This is a genomic window from Pseudomonas sp. NPDC090233, from assembly GCF_044772285.1.
In the GTDB taxonomy this organism is placed as follows: domain Bacteria; phylum Pseudomonadota; class Gammaproteobacteria; order Pseudomonadales; family Pseudomonadaceae; genus Aquipseudomonas.
In genome coordinates this window covers 1-15,627 of record NZ_JBIVYQ010000015.1, presented here as the reverse complement: position 1 = coordinate 15,627, position 15,627 = coordinate 1, and the positions used below count along the sequence as shown (strand labels likewise).

Sequence of the window (15,627 nt, the reverse complement as noted above, 5' to 3'; positions counted from 1 at the left end):
GACAACATTCAGATGACTGTTACCCTGATCAAGACCATCGCAATGGAAGACGGTCTGCGCTTCGCTATCCGTGAAGGCGGTCGTACCGTCGGCGCTGGCGTCGTAGCAAAAATTATCGAATAAGTAGTTGATTTACTTAATCAGGCCGGTATAATGGCCGGCCTGATACAGCGTTACAGGTCAGTAGCTCAATTGGCAGAGCGACGGTCTCCAAAACCGTAGGTTGGGGGTTCGATTCCCTCCTGACCTGCCATTCACCTCGGTGTGATTGGCTTTCTTCTTACAGGATCCTCCTCGATGACCCCCAAAACTGAAGCCCAAGAATCGCGTTTTGATCTGTTCAAGTGGCTGGCTGTAGTGGCTTTGGTGGTTGTTGGTGTCGTGGGTAATCAGTATTACTCCGCATCTCCGATTCTGTATCGCGTCCTTGCACTTCTCGCCCTGGCTGCTGTCGCTGGCTTTGTTGCTCTGCAGACTGCGAAGGGTAAGTCGTTCTTTGCGCTGGCGAAGGAAGCTCGTACTGAGATTCGTAAAGTCGTGTGGCCGACCCGCCAGGAAACCACCCAGACCACGCTGATTGTCGTGGCTGTCGTGCTGGTTATGGCACTGCTGCTGTGGGGTCTTGATTCCCTGCTCGGCTGGGCGGTCTCCCTGATCGTTGGCTAAAGGTGTCCCGTGGCTAAGCGTTGGTATGTTGTGCATGCTTACTCGGGTTACGAGAAGCATGTTATGCGCTCCCTGATCGAGCGCGTCAAGCTGGCTGGCATGGAAGACGGTTTCGGCGAGATCCTGGTCCCGACCGAAGAAGTCGTCGAAATGCGCAACGGCCAGAAGCGCAAGAGTGAGCGTAAATTCTTCCCTGGCTATGTTCTGGTCCAGATGGAGATGAACGAAGGGACTTGGCACTTGGTCAAGGATACCCCTCGTGTGATGGGCTTTATCGGTGGTACCGCAGACAAGCCTGCGCCAATTACCGATAAAGAAGCCGAGGCTATCCTGCGTCGCGTTGCCGACGGTAGCGACAAGCCGAAGCCTAAGACGCTGTTCGAGCCGGGTGAAGTGGTTCGAGTCATTGACGGTCCGTTCGCTGACTTCAATGGTAGTGTCGAAGAAGTTAACTACGAAAAGAGTCGCCTCCAGGTGGCGGTGCTCATTTTCGGTCGCTCTACTCCGGTAGAGCTCGAGTTCAGCCAGGTCGAAAAGGTCTAGGCGGACGAAGCATCCCATACCCCGCAGCCCTGTGTGCTGCGGGGTTTTGTCGTCACTGGGATAAAACGCAAGTCATCCGGGGAGCCATCTGGCGTTTGTACCCGATATTGGAGTAGCTCATGGCTAAGAAGATTCAGGCTTACATCAAGCTGCAAGTTAAGGCCGGCCAGGCCAACCCAAGCCCACCCGTTGGTCCAGCACTGGGCCAACACGGTGTGAACATCATGGAATTCTGCAAGGCCTTCAACGCCCGTACTCAGGGTCAAGAAGCCGGCCTGCCGACTCCTGTGATCATCACTGTCTACAGCGACCGTAGCTTCACTTTCGAGACCAAGAGCACCCCTGCCTCGGTTCTGCTGAAAAAAGCTGCTGGCCTGACCAGTGGTTCGGCTCGCCCGAACACCGTCAAAGTCGGTACCGTGACCCGTGCTCAGCTGGAAGACATCGCCAAAGCTAAACAGGCTGATCTGACTGCTGCTGACCTGGACGCTGCTGTACGCACCATCGCTGGCTCTGCCCGCAGCATGGGCCTGAACGTGGAGGGTGTGTAATGGCTAAGCTGACCAAGCGCCAAAAGGCTATTGCTTCGAAAATCGAAGCTGGCAAAGTTTACAACTTCGAAGACGCAGCTGCGCTGCTGGCCGAACTGTCCACCGTGAAGTTCAGCGAGTCCTTCGACGTTGCCGTCAACCTCGGCGTTGACCCGCGTAAATCCGACCAGGTCGTTCGTAGCGCTACCGTGCTGCCACACGGCACTGGCAAGACCGTACGCGTTGCCGTCTTCACCCAGGGTCCAGCTGCTGAAGCCGCTCTGGCTGCCGGCGCTGACCGTGTAGGTATGGACGATCTGGCTGCCGAAATGAAAGGCGGCGACCTGAACTATGACGTCGTCATCGCATCGCCTGATGCCATGCGCGTTGTCGGTCAGCTGGGTCAGGTTCTGGGTCCTCGCGGCCTGATGCCTAACCCGAAAGTCGGTACCGTAACCCCAGACGTCGCCACGGCTGTCAAAAACGCCAAGGCTGGTCAGGTTCGCTATCGTACCGACAAAAACGGTATCATCCACACCTCCGTTGGCAAGGTCGGCTTCGAAGCTGGCAAGCTGAAGGAAAACGTTGAAGCCCTGATCGCTGATCTGAAGCGTATCAAGCCAGCTTCCTCGAAAGGTATCTACGTCAAGCGCGTTACCCTGAGCACCACCATGGGCCCAGGTCTGGTCATCGATCAGAGCTCGCTGAACGCGTAAGGCAATGGTGGCGTGACGTGTCACGCCACCAGCAAAAATTGGGGTCCCTGCCTGGCGGGGGCTATCCAAGACCGTAGGCGGCGCAAGCCTTAAACCTTAAAGCCTACGCAGATGGTGCTCCCGATTCGTTACCGAATCAGACACCAAAACGACATCCGGCTTCGGCCAGATGAAACGGTAAAAACCAGGAGTAAACCCGTGGCAATTAAACTCGAAGACAAGAAGGCCATCGTCGCTGAAGTCAACGAGGCTGCCAAAGTCGCTCTGTCCGCTGTCGTGGCCGATGCCCGTGGTGTGACTGTAGGCGCAATGACCGGACTCCGTAAAGAGGCCCGCGAAGCTGGCGTATACGTACGTGTCGTACGTAACACCCTGCTCAAGCGCGCTGTTGAAGGCACCGAATTTTCGATCCTCAACGACGCGTTCAAAGGCCCGACCCTGATTGCTTTCTCCAACGAACACCCGGGCGCTGCTGCTCGTCTGTTCAAAGAGTTCGCCAAGGGTCAGGACAAGTTCGAGATCAAGGCAGCTGCGTTTGACGGCAATTTCATTGCAGCGAACCAGATCGACGTGTTGGCTACCCTGCCGACCCGCGACGAAGCTATTGCGAAACTGATGAGCGTGATCCAAGGCGCTACCAGCAAGCTGGCTCGTACTCTGGCAGCCATTCGCGACCAGAAAGAAGCTACCGCTGCCTAAGGCGCGCGAAACTCTTTCAAAATCATTTGTTTAATTTGATGGCTGCGTAGGCTGTCACCCCAATACAGGATTTAAGTCATGTCCCTGACTAACGAGCAAATCATCGAAGCAATCGGCCAGAAAACCGTTCTGGAAGTTGTTGAGCTGATCAAAGCAATGGAAGAAACCTTCGGCGTTACCGCTGCTGTTGCCGCTGCTGGCCCAGCTGCTGCTGCTGCCGTTGTTGAAGAGCAGACCGAGTTCAACGTCGTTCTGGTTGAAGCCGGCGACAAGAAAGTGAACGTCATTAAAGCCGTTCGCGAACTGACCGGTCTGGGCCTGAAAGAAGCCAAAGAGAAAGTCGACGGCGCTCCTCAGGTTGTAGCTGAAGGCGTTTCGAAAGAAGCCGCTGAAGACGCTAAGAAGAAGCTGGAAGAAGCAGGCGCTAAAGTCGAGCTGAAGTAATTTCGACTTTGCGACGCCAGCCGGAGCGTTGAGCAAAGGCTGATGGCTGGTGGCTTATGCCACCGGCCTTTTTCCGTTATTGGTGGCCGATCAGGTCGGCCCCGATAACAAGCTGCAAGACACCCATGTGGGTGGCGCAAACCAAGGGGTTTGCACGATTTTCTGGCTGCTCCCGCCGGGAGAAGCCAAACAAGCAGGTGACCAAGCTGGGGAACGCTGATGGCTTACTCATATACTGAGAAAAAACGTATCCGCAAGGACTTTAGCAAGTTGCCGGACGTTATGGATGTGCCTTACCTACTGGCCATCCAGCTGGATTCGTATCGCGAATTCCTGCAAGCGGGAGCATCCAAGGATCACTTCCGCGACGTCGGCCTGCACGCGGCCTTCAAATCGGTATTCCCGATCATCAGCTACTCCGGCAATGCTGCCCTGGAGTACGTAGGCTATCGCCTGGGCGAGCCCGCCTTCGATGTGAAGGAATGTGTCCTGCGTGGCGTGACCTTCGCGGTCCCACTGCGGGTCAAGGTGCGCCTGATCATCTTCGACAAGGAATCGTCGAACAAAGCGATCAAGGACATCAAAGAGCAAGAAGTCTACATGGGTGAAATCCCCCTGATGACTGAGAACGGTACCTTCGTAATCAACGGTACCGAGCGTGTGATCGTTTCCCAGCTGCACCGTTCGCCTGGTGTGTTCTTCGACCACGACCGTGGCAAGACGCACAGCTCCGGCAAGCTGCTGTACTCCGCTCGCATCATTCCGTACCGCGGCTCCTGGCTGGACTTCGAGTTCGACCCGAAGGACTGCGTGTTCGTTCGTATCGACCGTCGCCGCAAACTGCCGGCCTCGGTTCTGCTGCGCGCCCTGGGTTACAGCACCGAAGAGGTTCTGAACACCTTCTACACCACCAACGTGTTCCACATTTCCGGCGAGAAACTCAGCCTGGAGCTGGTACCTCAGCGTCTGCGTGGTGAAGTTGCGGTCATGGATATCCATGACGAAACGGGCAAGGTCATCGTCGAGCAAGGCCGCCGTATTACCGCGCGCCACGTCAATCAGCTCGAGAAGGCCGGTGTCAACCAGCTGGACGTTCCAATGGAATACGTCCTGGGTCGCACCACCGCCAAGGCCATCGTGCATCCGGCCACCGGTGAAATCCTGGCCGAGTGCAACACAGAACTGACCACCGAGCTGCTGATCAAGATCGCCAAGGCTCAGGTCGTTCGCATCGAGACCTTGTACACCAACGACATCGACTGCGGTCCGTTCATTTCGGATACCCTGAAGATCGACACCACCAGCAACCAACTGGAAGCGCTGGTCGAGATCTACCGCATGATGCGTCCAGGCGAGCCGCCAACCAAGGACGCTGCCGAGACCCTGTTCAACAACCTGTTCTTCAGCGCCGAGCGTTATGACCTGTCGGCCGTCGGCCGCATGAAGTTCAACCGTCGTATCGGTCGCACCGAGATCGAAGGTTCGGGTGTGCTGAGCAAGGAAGACATCGTCGAGGTCCTCAAGACCCTGGTCGATATCCGTAACGGCAAAGGCATCGTCGATGACATCGACCACCTCGGTAACCGTCGTGTACGTTGCGTCGGCGAGATGGCCGAGAACCAGTTCCGTGTTGGCCTGGTGCGCGTTGAGCGTGCGGTCAAGGAACGTCTGTCGATGGCCGAAAGCGAAGGCCTGATGCCGCAAGACCTGATCAACGCCAAGCCGGTTGCGGCGGCGGTGAAAGAGTTCTTCGGTTCCAGCCAGCTCTCGCAGTTCATGGACCAGAACAACCCGCTCTCCGAGATCACCCACAAGCGCCGTGTATCCGCACTCGGCCCGGGCGGTCTGACCCGTGAGCGCGCCGGCTTCGAAGTCCGTGACGTACACCCGACCCACTACGGCCGTGTGTGCCCGATCGAGACCCCTGAAGGTCCGAACATCGGTCTGATCAACTCCCTGGCAGCCTATGCCCGCACCAACCAGTACGGCTTCCTCGAAAGCCCGTATCGCGTGGTGAAGGAAGGCGTGGTCAGCGACGACATCGTGTTCCTGTCGGCGATCGAAGAAGCTGATCACGTCATCGCCCAGGCTTCGGCCGCGATGAACGAGAAGAAGCAACTGATCGACGAGCTGGTAGCCGTTCGTCACCTGAACGAATTCACCGTCAAGGCGCCGGAAGACGTCACCCTGATGGACGTTTCGCCGAAGCAGGTTGTTTCCGTTGCTGCCTCGTTGATTCCGTTCCTCGAGCACGACGACGCCAACCGTGCGTTGATGGGTTCGAACATGCAGCGTCAGGCTGTACCAACCCTGCGTGCTGACAAGCCGCTGGTGGGTACCGGCATGGAGCGCAACGTTGCCCGTGACTCCGGTGTCTGCGTGGTTGCTCGCCGCGGTGGTGTGATCGACTCGGTCGACGCCAGCCGTATCGTCGTTCGCGTCAATGACGACGAAGTCGAGACCGGTGAAGCCGGTGTAGATATCTACAACCTGACCAAGTACACCCGTTCGAACCAGAACACCTGCATCAACCAGCGTCCGCTGGTGAGCAAAGGTGACAAGGTTCAGCGTAGCGACATCATGGCCGACGGTCCGTCCACCGACATGGGTGAACTGGCTCTGGGTCAAAACATGCGCATCGCGTTCATGGCATGGAACGGCTTCAACTTCGAAGACTCCATCTGCCTGTCCGAGCGTGTGGTCCAGGAAGACCGCTTCACCACCATCCACATTCAGGAACTGACCTGTGTGGCGCGTGACACCAAGCTTGGCCCAGAGGAAATCACTGCGGACATCCCGAACGTGGGTGAAGCCGCACTGAACAAGCTGGACGAAGCCGGTATCGTCTACGTAGGTGCTGAGGTCGGCGCTGGCGACATCCTGGTCGGCAAGGTCACGCCAAAAGGCGAAACCCAGCTGACGCCGGAAGAAAAACTGCTGCGCGCAATCTTCGGTGAGAAGGCCAGCGACGTTAAGGACACCTCCCTGCGCGTGCCAACCGGCACCAAGGGTACCGTCATCGACGTACAGGTCTTCACCCGTGATGGCGTCGAGCGCGACAGCCGCGCCCTGTCCATCGAGAAGATGCAGCTGGACGAGATCCGCAAGGACCTCAACGAAGAGTTCCGCATCGTCGAAGGTGCAACCTTCGAGCGTCTGCGTTCTGCCCTGAACGGCCAGGTGGTCGACGGTGGCGCGGGCCTGAAGAAAGGCACCGTGATCTCCGACGAAGTGCTGGACGGTCTGGAGCACGGCCAGTGGTTCAAACTGCGCATGGCCGAAGATGCACTGAACGAGCAGCTGGAAAAGGCTCAGCAGTATATCGTCGATCGCCGTCGCCTGCTGGACGACAAGTTCGAAGACAAGAAGCGCAAGCTGCAGCAGGGCGATGACCTGGCACCGGGCGTACTGAAGATCGTCAAGGTCTACCTGGCTATCCGCCGTCGCATCCAGCCGGGTGACAAGATGGCCGGTCGTCACGGTAACAAGGGTGTCGTCTCGGTAATCATGCCGGTTGAAGACATGCCGCACGATGCCAACGGTACTCCGGTCGACGTCGTACTGAACCCGCTGGGCGTACCTTCGCGTATGAACGTTGGTCAGATCCTTGAAACCCACCTGGGCCTCGCGGCCAAAGGCCTGGGCGAGAAGATCGACCGCATGATCGAAGAGCAGCGCAAGGCAGCCGAGCTGCGTGGCTTCCTCACCGAGATCTACAACGAGATCGGTGGTCGTCAGGAGAACCTGGAAGAGTTCACCGACGAAGAGATCCTCGCCCTGGCGCACAACCTCAAGAAAGGCGTACCAATGGCTACGCCGGTCTTCGACGGTGCCAAGGAGCGCGAGATCAAGGCCATGCTGAAGCTGGCTGACTTGCCAGAGAGCGGCCAGATGGTGCTGTTCGACGGCCGTACCGGCAACAAGTTCGAGCGTCCTGTGACCGTTGGTTACATGTACATGCTCAAGCTGAACCACTTGGTGGACGACAAGATGCACGCGCGTTCCACTGGTTCCTACAGCCTGGTTACCCAGCAGCCGCTGGGTGGTAAGGCGCAGTTCGGTGGTCAGCGTTTCGGGGAGATGGAAGTGTGGGCGCTGGAAGCATACGGCGCGGCATACACCCTGCAAGAAATGCTCACAGTGAAGTCGGACGACGTGAACGGCCGTACCAAGATGTACAAGAACATCGTGGATGGCGATCACCGTATGGAGCCGGGCATGCCCGAGTCCTTCAACGTGTTGATCAAAGAGATCCGTTCGCTCGGTATCGATATCGATCTGGAAACCGAATAACACGTGACGCGAAGGGGAGCGGGGCAGGTAATGCCCGCTCCCTGCTCCGCCAGGAGGAAAGGCCTTGAAAGACCTACTGAATTTGCTGAAAAACCAGGGTCAAGTCGAAGAGTTCGACGCCATCCGTATCGGTCTGGCGTCGCCTGAAATGATCCGTTCGTGGTCGTTCGGTGAAGTTAAGAAGCCGGAAACCATCAACTACCGTACGTTCAAACCTGAGCGTGACGGCCTGTTCTGCGCCAAGATCTTTGGCCCAGTCAAGGACTACGAGTGCCTGTGCGGCAAGTACAAGCGCCTCAAGCACCGCGGTGTGATCTGCGAGAAGTGCGGCGTTGAAGTTGCCCTGGCCAAGGTTCGTCGTGAGCGCATGGCGCACATCGAACTGGCCTCGCCGGTTGCCCACATCTGGTTCCTGAAGTCGCTGCCGTCCCGTATCGGCTTGCTGATGGACATGACCCTGCGTGATATCGAGCGCGTTCTCTACTTCGAGAGCTACGTCGTTATCGACCCGGGTATGACTACCCTGGAAAAGGGCCAGCTGCTGAACGACGAGCAGTACTTCGAAGCGCTGGAAGAGTTCGGTGACGACTTCGACGCCCGCATGGGTGCCGAGGCTGTCCGCGAACTGCTGCACGCTATCGACCTGGAGCACGAGATCGGCCGCCTGCGCGAAGAAATTCCGCAGACCAACTCGGAAACCAAGATCAAGAAGCTGTCCAAGCGCCTGAAGCTGATGGAAGCTTTCCAGGGCTCGGGCAACCTGCCTGAGTGGATGGTCCTGACCGTCCTGCCAGTACTGCCGCCGGACCTGCGTCCGCTGGTACCGCTGGATGGCGGCCGCTTCGCGACCTCCGACCTGAACGACCTGTATCGTCGGGTGATCAACCGTAACAACCGTCTGAAGCGCCTGCTCGATCTGTCGGCGCCGGACATCATCGTGCGCAACGAAAAGCGCATGCTGCAGGAAGCTGTCGACGCCCTGCTCGACAACGGCCGTCGCGGTCGCGCCATCACTGGCTCGAACAAGCGTCCGCTGAAGTCGCTGGCCGACATGATCAAAGGTAAGCAAGGTCGTTTCCGTCAGAACTTGCTCGGTAAGCGTGTTGACTACTCCGGTCGTTCGGTAATTACCGTAGGCCCGACCCTGCGTCTGCACCAGTGCGGTCTGCCGAAGAAGATGGCCCTCGAGCTGTTCAAGCCGTTCATTTTCGGCAAGCTGGAAATGCGTGGTCTGGCGACCACCATCAAGGCTGCCAAGAAGATGGTCGAGCGCGAGCTGCCAGAGGTGTGGGACGTTCTCGCCGAAGTGATTCGCGAACACCCCGTACTGCTCAACCGTGCACCGACCCTTCACCGTCTGGGTATCCAGGCGTTCGAGCCTGTGCTCATCGAAGGTAAGGCCATTCAGCTGCACCCGCTGGTCTGCGCCGCGTACAACGCCGACTTCGACGGTGACCAGATGGCCGTTCACGTGCCGCTGACGCTGGAAGCCCAGCTCGAAGCACGCGCGCTGATGATGTCGACCAACAACATTCTGTCGCCAGCCAACGGTGAGCCAATCATCGTTCCGTCGCAGGACGTTGTACTGGGTCTGTACTACATGACCCGTGAAGCCATCAACGCCAAGGGCGAAGGTCGTGTATTCGCTGACCTGCAGGAAGTCGACCGCGTATTCCGCGCCGGCGAAGCCGCCCTGCACGCGAAAATCAAGGTCCGTATCAACGAGACCGTGAACGACCGTGATGGCTCCAGCACCAAGAACACCCGTATCGTCGACACCACCGTCGGCCGTGCGCTGCTGTTCCAGGTTGTACCGGCAGGCCTGCCGTACGATGTCGTCAACCAGCCGATGAAGAAAAAGGCGATCTCCAAGCTGATCAACCAGTGCTACCGCGTGGTTGGTCTGAAAGAGACCGTTATCTTCGCCGACCAGCTGATGTACACCGGTTTTGCCTACTCGACCATTTCCGGCGTTTCCATCGGTGTGAACGACTTCGTCATCCCGGATGAGAAAGCCCGCATCATTGGCAACGCCACTGATGAAGTGAAGGAAATCGAGAGCCAGTACGCCTCCGGCCTGGTAACCCAGGGCGAGAAGTACAACAAGGTCATCGACTTGTGGTCGAAGGCGAACGACGAAGTGTCCAAGGCGATGATGGCCAACCTCTCGAAAGAGAAGGTCATCGACCGTGAGGGCAATGAAGTCGATCAAGAGTCCTTCAACTCGATGTACATGATGGCCGACTCGGGTGCGCGGGGTTCCGCCGCTCAGATCCGTCAGCTGGCCGGTATGCGTGGCCTGATGGCCAAGCCGGACGGCTCGATCATCGAGACGCCGATCACCGCGAACTTCCGTGAAGGTCTGAGCGTACTGCAGTACTTCATCTCGACTCACGGTGCTCGTAAAGGTCTGGCGGATACCGCACTGAAGACTGCTAACTCCGGTTACCTGACTCGTCGTCTGGTGGACGTTGCCCAGGATCTGGTCGTAACCGAGATCGACTGCGGCACCGACCAGGGTCTGGTCATGACTCCGCACATCGAAGGCGGCGACGTTGTAGAGCCGCTGGGTGAGCGTGTTCTGGGTCGCGTCATCGCCCGTGACGTGTTCAAGCCAGGTACCGAGGACGTCATCGTTCCAGCTGGCACCCTGGTTGATGAGCAGTGGGTCGAGTTCATCGAGCTGAACAGCATCGACGAAGTCGTCGTGCGTTCGCCGATCAACTGCGAAACCCGTTACGGCATCTGCGCCAAGTGCTACGGTCGTGACCTGGCTCGCGGTCACCAGGTGAACATCGGTGAAGCTGTCGGCGTTATCGCTGCACAGTCGATCGGTGAGCCGGGTACCCAGCTGACCATGCGTACGTTCCACATCGGTGGTGCTGCAAGCCGTACTTCGGCTGCCGACAGTGTCCAGGTGAAGAACGGCGGTATGGTCCGTCTGCACAACCTGAAGCAGGTCGAGCGTGCCGATGGCAACCTGGTTGCCGTATCGCGTTCCGGTGAGTTGGCGATTGCCGACGAATTCGGTCGTGAGCGTGAGCGCTACAAGCTGCCTTACGGTGCGGTGATTTCGGTCAAGGAAGGTGACAAGGTCGAAGCTGGCGCCATCGTCGCCAAGTGGGACCCGCACACCCACCCGATCGTTACCGAGCTGAAAGGTACCGTGACCTTCGTGGGCATGGAAGAAAACATCACCATCAAGCGCCAGACCGACGAACTGACCGGCCTGACCAACATCGAGGTTCTGGACGTCAAGGATCGCCCTGCCGCAGGCAAGGAAATCCGTCCGGCAATCAAGATGGTCGATGCCAATGGCAAGGACCTGTACCTGCCAGGTACCGACGTACCGGCCCAGTACTTCCTGCCGGCCAACGCCCTTGTCGGCGTGGCTGACGGTGCACAGATCGGCGTTGGTGACGTTATCGCGCGTATCCCGCAAGAAACGTCCAAGACCCGTGACATCACCGGTGGTCTGCCGCGCGTTGCCGACCTGTTCGAAGCGCGCCGTCCGAAAGAAGCCTCGATTCTGGCTGAAGTCAGCGGCACCATCGCGTTCGGTAAAGAGACCAAGGGCAAGCGTCGTCTGGTCATCACTCCGACCGACGGTAGCGATCCGTACGAAGAGCTGATTCCGAAGTGGCGCCACCTGAACGTCTTCGAAGGCGAACAGGTAAACCGCGGCGAAGTTATCTCCGACGGCCCGAGCGATCCGCACGACATCCTGCGTCTGCTGGGTGTGAGCGCGCTGGCGAAGTACATCGTCAACGAGATCCAGGACGTTTACCGTCTGCAAGGCGTTAAGATCAACGACAAGCACATCGAGACCATCCTGCGTCAGATGCTGCGCAAGGTCGAGATCTCCGAGTCGGGCGATTCCAGCTTCATCAAGGGCGACCAGATGGAACTGACTCAGGTACTGGTCGAGAACGAGCGTCTCGCCGGCGAAGACAAGTTCATCTCGAAGTTCACCCGTGTGCTGCTGGGTATCACCAAGGCGTCGTTGTCGACCGAATCGTTCATCTCCGCGGCTTCCTTCCAGGAAACTACCCGCGTACTGACCGAAGCGGCGGTAACCGGCAAGCGCGATTACCTGCGCGGCCTGAAAGAGAACGTGGTCGTGGGTCGTCTGATCCCGGCCGGTACCGGTCTGGCCTACCACAGCGAGCGCAAGCGTCGCCGTGATGCCGACAAACCGCTGCGTGTAAGCGCCAGTGAGGTGGAAGCCGCACTGACCGAAGCGCTGAACTCCAGCGGTAACTAAGTACAGGGCAGGGCCCCGGCAAGCCCCGAACGGCCATCGGTGACATGAATTGTTGCCGATGATCGGGCGGGGAGGGCCGGGGCCTCGTCTTGACTGGGTGCAAGATCCTCCGTAGACTTTTGTACCCTTAAATTTGGTGAGGCTCCGTCTCGCCAATTTTTGGCTTTCTTGCAAGACAATAGAGTCGCAAGACAATCAGTGGAGCTAGTAGATGGCAACTATCAACCAGCTGGTACGTCAGCCGCGCAAGCGTTCGGTCGAGAAGTCCGACGTTCCTGCGCTGCAGAACTGCCCGCAGCGTCGTGGCGTGTGCACCCGCGTGTACACCACCACGCCGAAAAAACCTAACTCGGCACTGCGTAAAGTATGCCGTGTGCGTCTGACCAACGGTTTCGAGGTTTCCTCGTACATCGGTGGTGAAGGCCACAACCTGCAAGAGCACAGCGTCGTCCTGATCCGTGGCGGCCGTGTAAAAGACTTGCCAGGTGTTCGTTACCACACCGTTCGCGGCTCTCTGGATACTTCGGGCGTCAAAGGCCGTAACCAGGGTCGTTCGAAGTACGGTACCAAGCGTCCGAAGTAATCGGCCGTTTGCAGACTTCCATTTTTTTGAGTCGATAAGAGTAAGGTCGGGCAGGGGTCGAAGACCCACGTCCCGGGCTAACCTGAAGACCGTTTGAGGGCTTATCATGCCAAGACGTCGTGTAGCAGCAAAACGTGAGATCCTTGACGATCCTAAGTACGGATCCCAGATTCTCGCCAAGTTCATGAACCACGTGATGGAAAGCGGCAAGAAGGCCGTAGCCGAGCGCATCGTTTACGGTGCCCTGGATACCGTCAAAGCACGCAAGAACAGCGACCCCCTGGAAATCTTCGAGAAAGCTCTCGACGCCATCGCTCCGCTGGTCGAAGTCAAGTCCCGCCGTGTCGGCGGTGCCACTTACCAGGTTCCGGTTGAAGTTCGTCCATCCCGTCGTAACGCTCTGGCAATGCGCTGGCTCGTAGACTATGCCCGCAAGCGCGGCGAGAAGTCGATGGCTCTGCGTCTGGCCGGCGAACTGCTGGATGCTGCCGAAGGCAAAGGTGCTGCAGTCAAGAAGCGTGAAGACGTGCACCGTATGGCTGAAGCCAACAAAGCGTTCTCGCACTACCGCTTCTAATTCAAGCATCAATCATTTTGCGAGGGCTTTATGGCTCGTACTACAGCAATTAACCGCTACCGTAACATTGGTATCTGTGCCCACGTTGACGCGGGCAAGACCACCACTACCGAGCGGATCCTGTTCTACACAGGTCTGAGCCACAAGATGGGCGAGGTGCATGACGGCGCCGCGACCACCGACTGGATGGTGCAGGAGCAGGAGCGCGGTATCACCATTACCTCCGCTGCCGTTACCACCTTCTGGAAAGGTTCCGTTGGTCAGTACGACAACTACCGTGTAAACGTCATCGATACCCCCGGCCACGTTGACTTCACCATTGAAGTAGAGCGTTCGCTGCGCGTACTCGACGGCGCGGTCGTTGTGTTCTGCGGTACCTCCGGCGTTGAGCCGCAGTCCGAAACCGTATGGCGTCAGGCCAACAAGTACGGCGTTCCACGTGTTGTCTACGTGAACAAGATGGACCGTGCCGGTGCAAACTTCCTGCGCGTCGTGGGTCAGATCAAGAACCGTCTGGGTCACACCCCGGTTCCGATTCAGCTGGCCATCGGTTCGGAAGATAACTTCCAGGGTCAGGTCGACCTGATCAAGATGAAGGCTATCTACTGGAACGACGACGACAAAGGCACCACCTATCGCGAGGAGGAAATTCCTGCCGATATGCTGGAGCTGGCTGAAGAATGGCGCAACAACATGGTTGAGGCCGCCGCTGAAGCCAACGAAGAGCTGATGAACAAGTACCTTGAAGAAGGTGAGCTGACCGTCGAAGAGATCAAGGCAGGCCTGCGCGCGCGCACCCTGGCCAGCGAGATCGTTCCGGCCGTCTGCGGTTCGTCGTTCAAGAACAAGGGTGTTCCCCTGGTTCTCGACGCCGTCATCGAGTTCCTGCCTGCGCCGACCGAGATCCCTGCAATCCAGGGTATCAACCCGGACGACAAGGACCTGGACAAAGAAGACCCGGCTGTTCGTAAAGACGAGCGTCACGCTGACGACGACGAGCCGTTCTCGGCTCTGGCGTTCAAGATCGCGACCGACCCGTTCGTAGGTACTCTGACCTTCGTTCGCGTCTACTCGGGTGTTCTGAGCTCCGGTGACTCGGTCATCAACTCGGTCAAGGGCAAGAAAGAGCGCGTTGGTCGTATGGTGCAGATGCACGCCAACCAGCGTGAAGAGATCAAGGAAGTGCGCGCTGGCGACATCGCGGCCCTGATCGGCATGAAAGATGTGACCACTGGCGAAACCCTGTGCAACATCGACAAGCCAATCATCCTTGAGCGTATGGACTTCCCTGAGCCGGTAATCTCGCTCTCCGTTGAGCCGAAAACCAAGGCTGACCAGGAGAAGATGGGTATCGCACTGGGCAAGCTGGCCCAGGAAGACCCGTCGTTCCGCGTCAAGACCGACGAAGAAACCGGCCAGACCATCATCTCCGGTATGGGTGAGCTGCACCTGGACATCCTCGTTGACCGCATGAAGCGCGAGTTCAACGTCGAAGCCAACATCGGCAAGCCGCAGGTTTCGTACCGCGAGAAGATCACCAAGTCCGGCGTTGAGATCGAAGGCAAGTTCGTTCGTCAGTCGGGTGGTCGTGGTCAGTTCGGTCACTGCTGGATCCGTTTCTCGGAGCCAGAAGTCGACGAGAAGGGCAACATCACCGAAGGTCTGGTGTTCTCCAACGAAGTCGTTGGTGGTGTAATTCCTAAGGAATTCATCGCGCCGATCCAGAAGGGTATCGAAGAGCAGATGAAGAACGGCGTCGTTGCCGGCTATCCTCTGATCGGCCTGAAGGCCACGGTATTCGACGGTTCGTACCACGACGTCGACTCCAACGAAATGGCGTTCAAGATCGCTGCTTCGATGGCAACCAAGCAGCTGGCCACTAAAGGCGGCGGCGTGGTCCTCGAGCCGATCATGAAGGTCGAAGTTGTAACCCCGGAAGACTACCTGGGTGACGTGATGGGTGACCTGAACCGTCGTCGTGGTCTGGTCCAGGGTATGGATGAGTCGGTCTCCGGCCGCGTCGTCCGTGCTGAAGTTCCGCTCGGAGAGATGTTCGGTTACGCGACCGACGTTCGTTCCATGTCTCAGGGTCGCGCAAGCTACTCCATGGAATTCTCCAAATACGCCGAAGCTCCGTCGAACATCGTCGAAGCACTCGTTAAAAAACAAGGCTAATCCCCTTTAGGCAAGAGGTTCACTGTCGTGGCTAAAGAAAAATTTGATCGTTCCCTTCCCCACGTTAACGTCGGCACTATCGGCCACGTTGACCACGGTAAGACCACTCTGACCGCAGCTCTGACTCGCGTCTGCTC

At 58.0% G+C, this 15,627-nt stretch carries 13 protein-coding genes, 1 tRNA gene and 1 pseudogene; all 15 read left to right on the top strand.

Features of this window, described 5'->3' with window-relative positions; all coding sequences use genetic code 11:
- Positions 1 to 123: pseudogene (locus ACIQUF_RS25425) on the top strand (elongation factor Tu); the annotation flags it as partial.
- A 54-nt stretch (positions 124 to 177) separates the two neighbouring features.
- Positions 178 to 253, top strand: a tRNA-Trp gene (locus ACIQUF_RS25420).
- A gap of 44 nt (positions 254 to 297) precedes the next feature.
- Positions 298 to 666 (top strand): preprotein translocase subunit SecE, encoded by a 369-nt coding sequence (secE, locus tag ACIQUF_RS25415; protein ID WP_008089117.1) that lies wholly within the window; start codon positions 298 to 300, stop codon positions 664 to 666.
- Positions 667 to 675: 9 nt separating this feature from the next.
- Positions 676 to 1,209, top strand: a complete 534-nt coding sequence (gene nusG, locus ACIQUF_RS25410; protein ID WP_003255501.1) for a transcription termination/antitermination protein NusG — start codon at positions 676 to 678, stop codon at positions 1,207 to 1,209.
- Between the two features lie 119 nt (positions 1,210 to 1,328).
- A complete protein-coding gene (rplK, locus tag ACIQUF_RS25405; protein WP_003255500.1) occupies positions 1,329 to 1,760 on the top strand; it encodes a 50S ribosomal protein L11 in 432 nt (143 codons plus the stop codon).
- Positions 1,760 to 2,455, top strand: a complete 696-nt coding sequence (rplA, locus tag ACIQUF_RS25400; protein WP_008089131.1) for a 50S ribosomal protein L1 — start codon at positions 1,760 to 1,762, stop codon at positions 2,453 to 2,455. The genes rplK and rplA overlap by 1 nt, the downstream gene beginning before the upstream one ends.
- A gap of 198 nt (positions 2,456 to 2,653) precedes the next feature.
- Positions 2,654 to 3,154 carry a 50S ribosomal protein L10 gene (gene rplJ / locus ACIQUF_RS25395; protein ID WP_009681245.1) on the top strand — a complete coding sequence of 167 codons (501 nt, stop codon included), beginning with the start codon at positions 2,654 to 2,656 and terminating at the stop codon, positions 3,152 to 3,154.
- 78 nt (positions 3,155 to 3,232) lie between these two features.
- Complete coding sequence (gene rplL / locus ACIQUF_RS25390) at positions 3,233 to 3,598, top strand: 50S ribosomal protein L7/L12 (protein ID WP_003255496.1); 366 nt, start codon at positions 3,233 to 3,235, stop codon at positions 3,596 to 3,598.
- Positions 3,599 to 3,647: 49 nt separating this feature from the next.
- Positions 3,648 to 3,818, top strand: a complete 171-nt coding sequence (locus ACIQUF_RS25385; RefSeq protein ID WP_155294789.1) for a hypothetical protein — start codon at positions 3,648 to 3,650, stop codon at positions 3,816 to 3,818.
- Entirely contained in the window at positions 3,818 to 7,891 is a 4,074-nt protein-coding gene (gene rpoB, locus ACIQUF_RS25380) for a DNA-directed RNA polymerase subunit beta (RefSeq protein WP_403136487.1), read from the top strand. The genes ACIQUF_RS25385 and rpoB overlap by 1 nt, the downstream gene beginning before the upstream one ends.
- Before the next feature lie 64 nt (positions 7,892 to 7,955).
- Positions 7,956 to 12,155 carry a DNA-directed RNA polymerase subunit beta' gene (gene rpoC / locus ACIQUF_RS25375; protein ID WP_403136485.1) on the top strand — a complete coding sequence of 1,400 codons (4,200 nt, stop codon included), beginning with the start codon at positions 7,956 to 7,958 and terminating at the stop codon, positions 12,153 to 12,155.
- A gap of 211 nt (positions 12,156 to 12,366) precedes the next feature.
- Complete coding sequence (gene rpsL, locus ACIQUF_RS25370) at positions 12,367 to 12,738, top strand: 30S ribosomal protein S12 (RefSeq protein WP_003255492.1); 372 nt, start codon at positions 12,367 to 12,369, stop codon at positions 12,736 to 12,738.
- A 106-nt stretch (positions 12,739 to 12,844) separates the two neighbouring features.
- Positions 12,845 to 13,315 (top strand): 30S ribosomal protein S7, encoded by a 471-nt coding sequence (gene rpsG / locus ACIQUF_RS25365; RefSeq protein WP_003246741.1) that lies wholly within the window; start codon positions 12,845 to 12,847, stop codon positions 13,313 to 13,315.
- 30 nt (positions 13,316 to 13,345) lie between these two features.
- Entirely contained in the window at positions 13,346 to 15,490 is a 2,145-nt protein-coding gene (gene fusA / locus ACIQUF_RS25360) for an elongation factor G (protein ID WP_403136484.1), read from the top strand.
- A gap of 27 nt (positions 15,491 to 15,517) precedes the next feature.
- A partial coding sequence (locus ACIQUF_RS25355; protein WP_132579187.1) for a GTP-binding protein occupies positions 15,518 to 15,627 on the top strand: 110 nt, incomplete at its 3' end.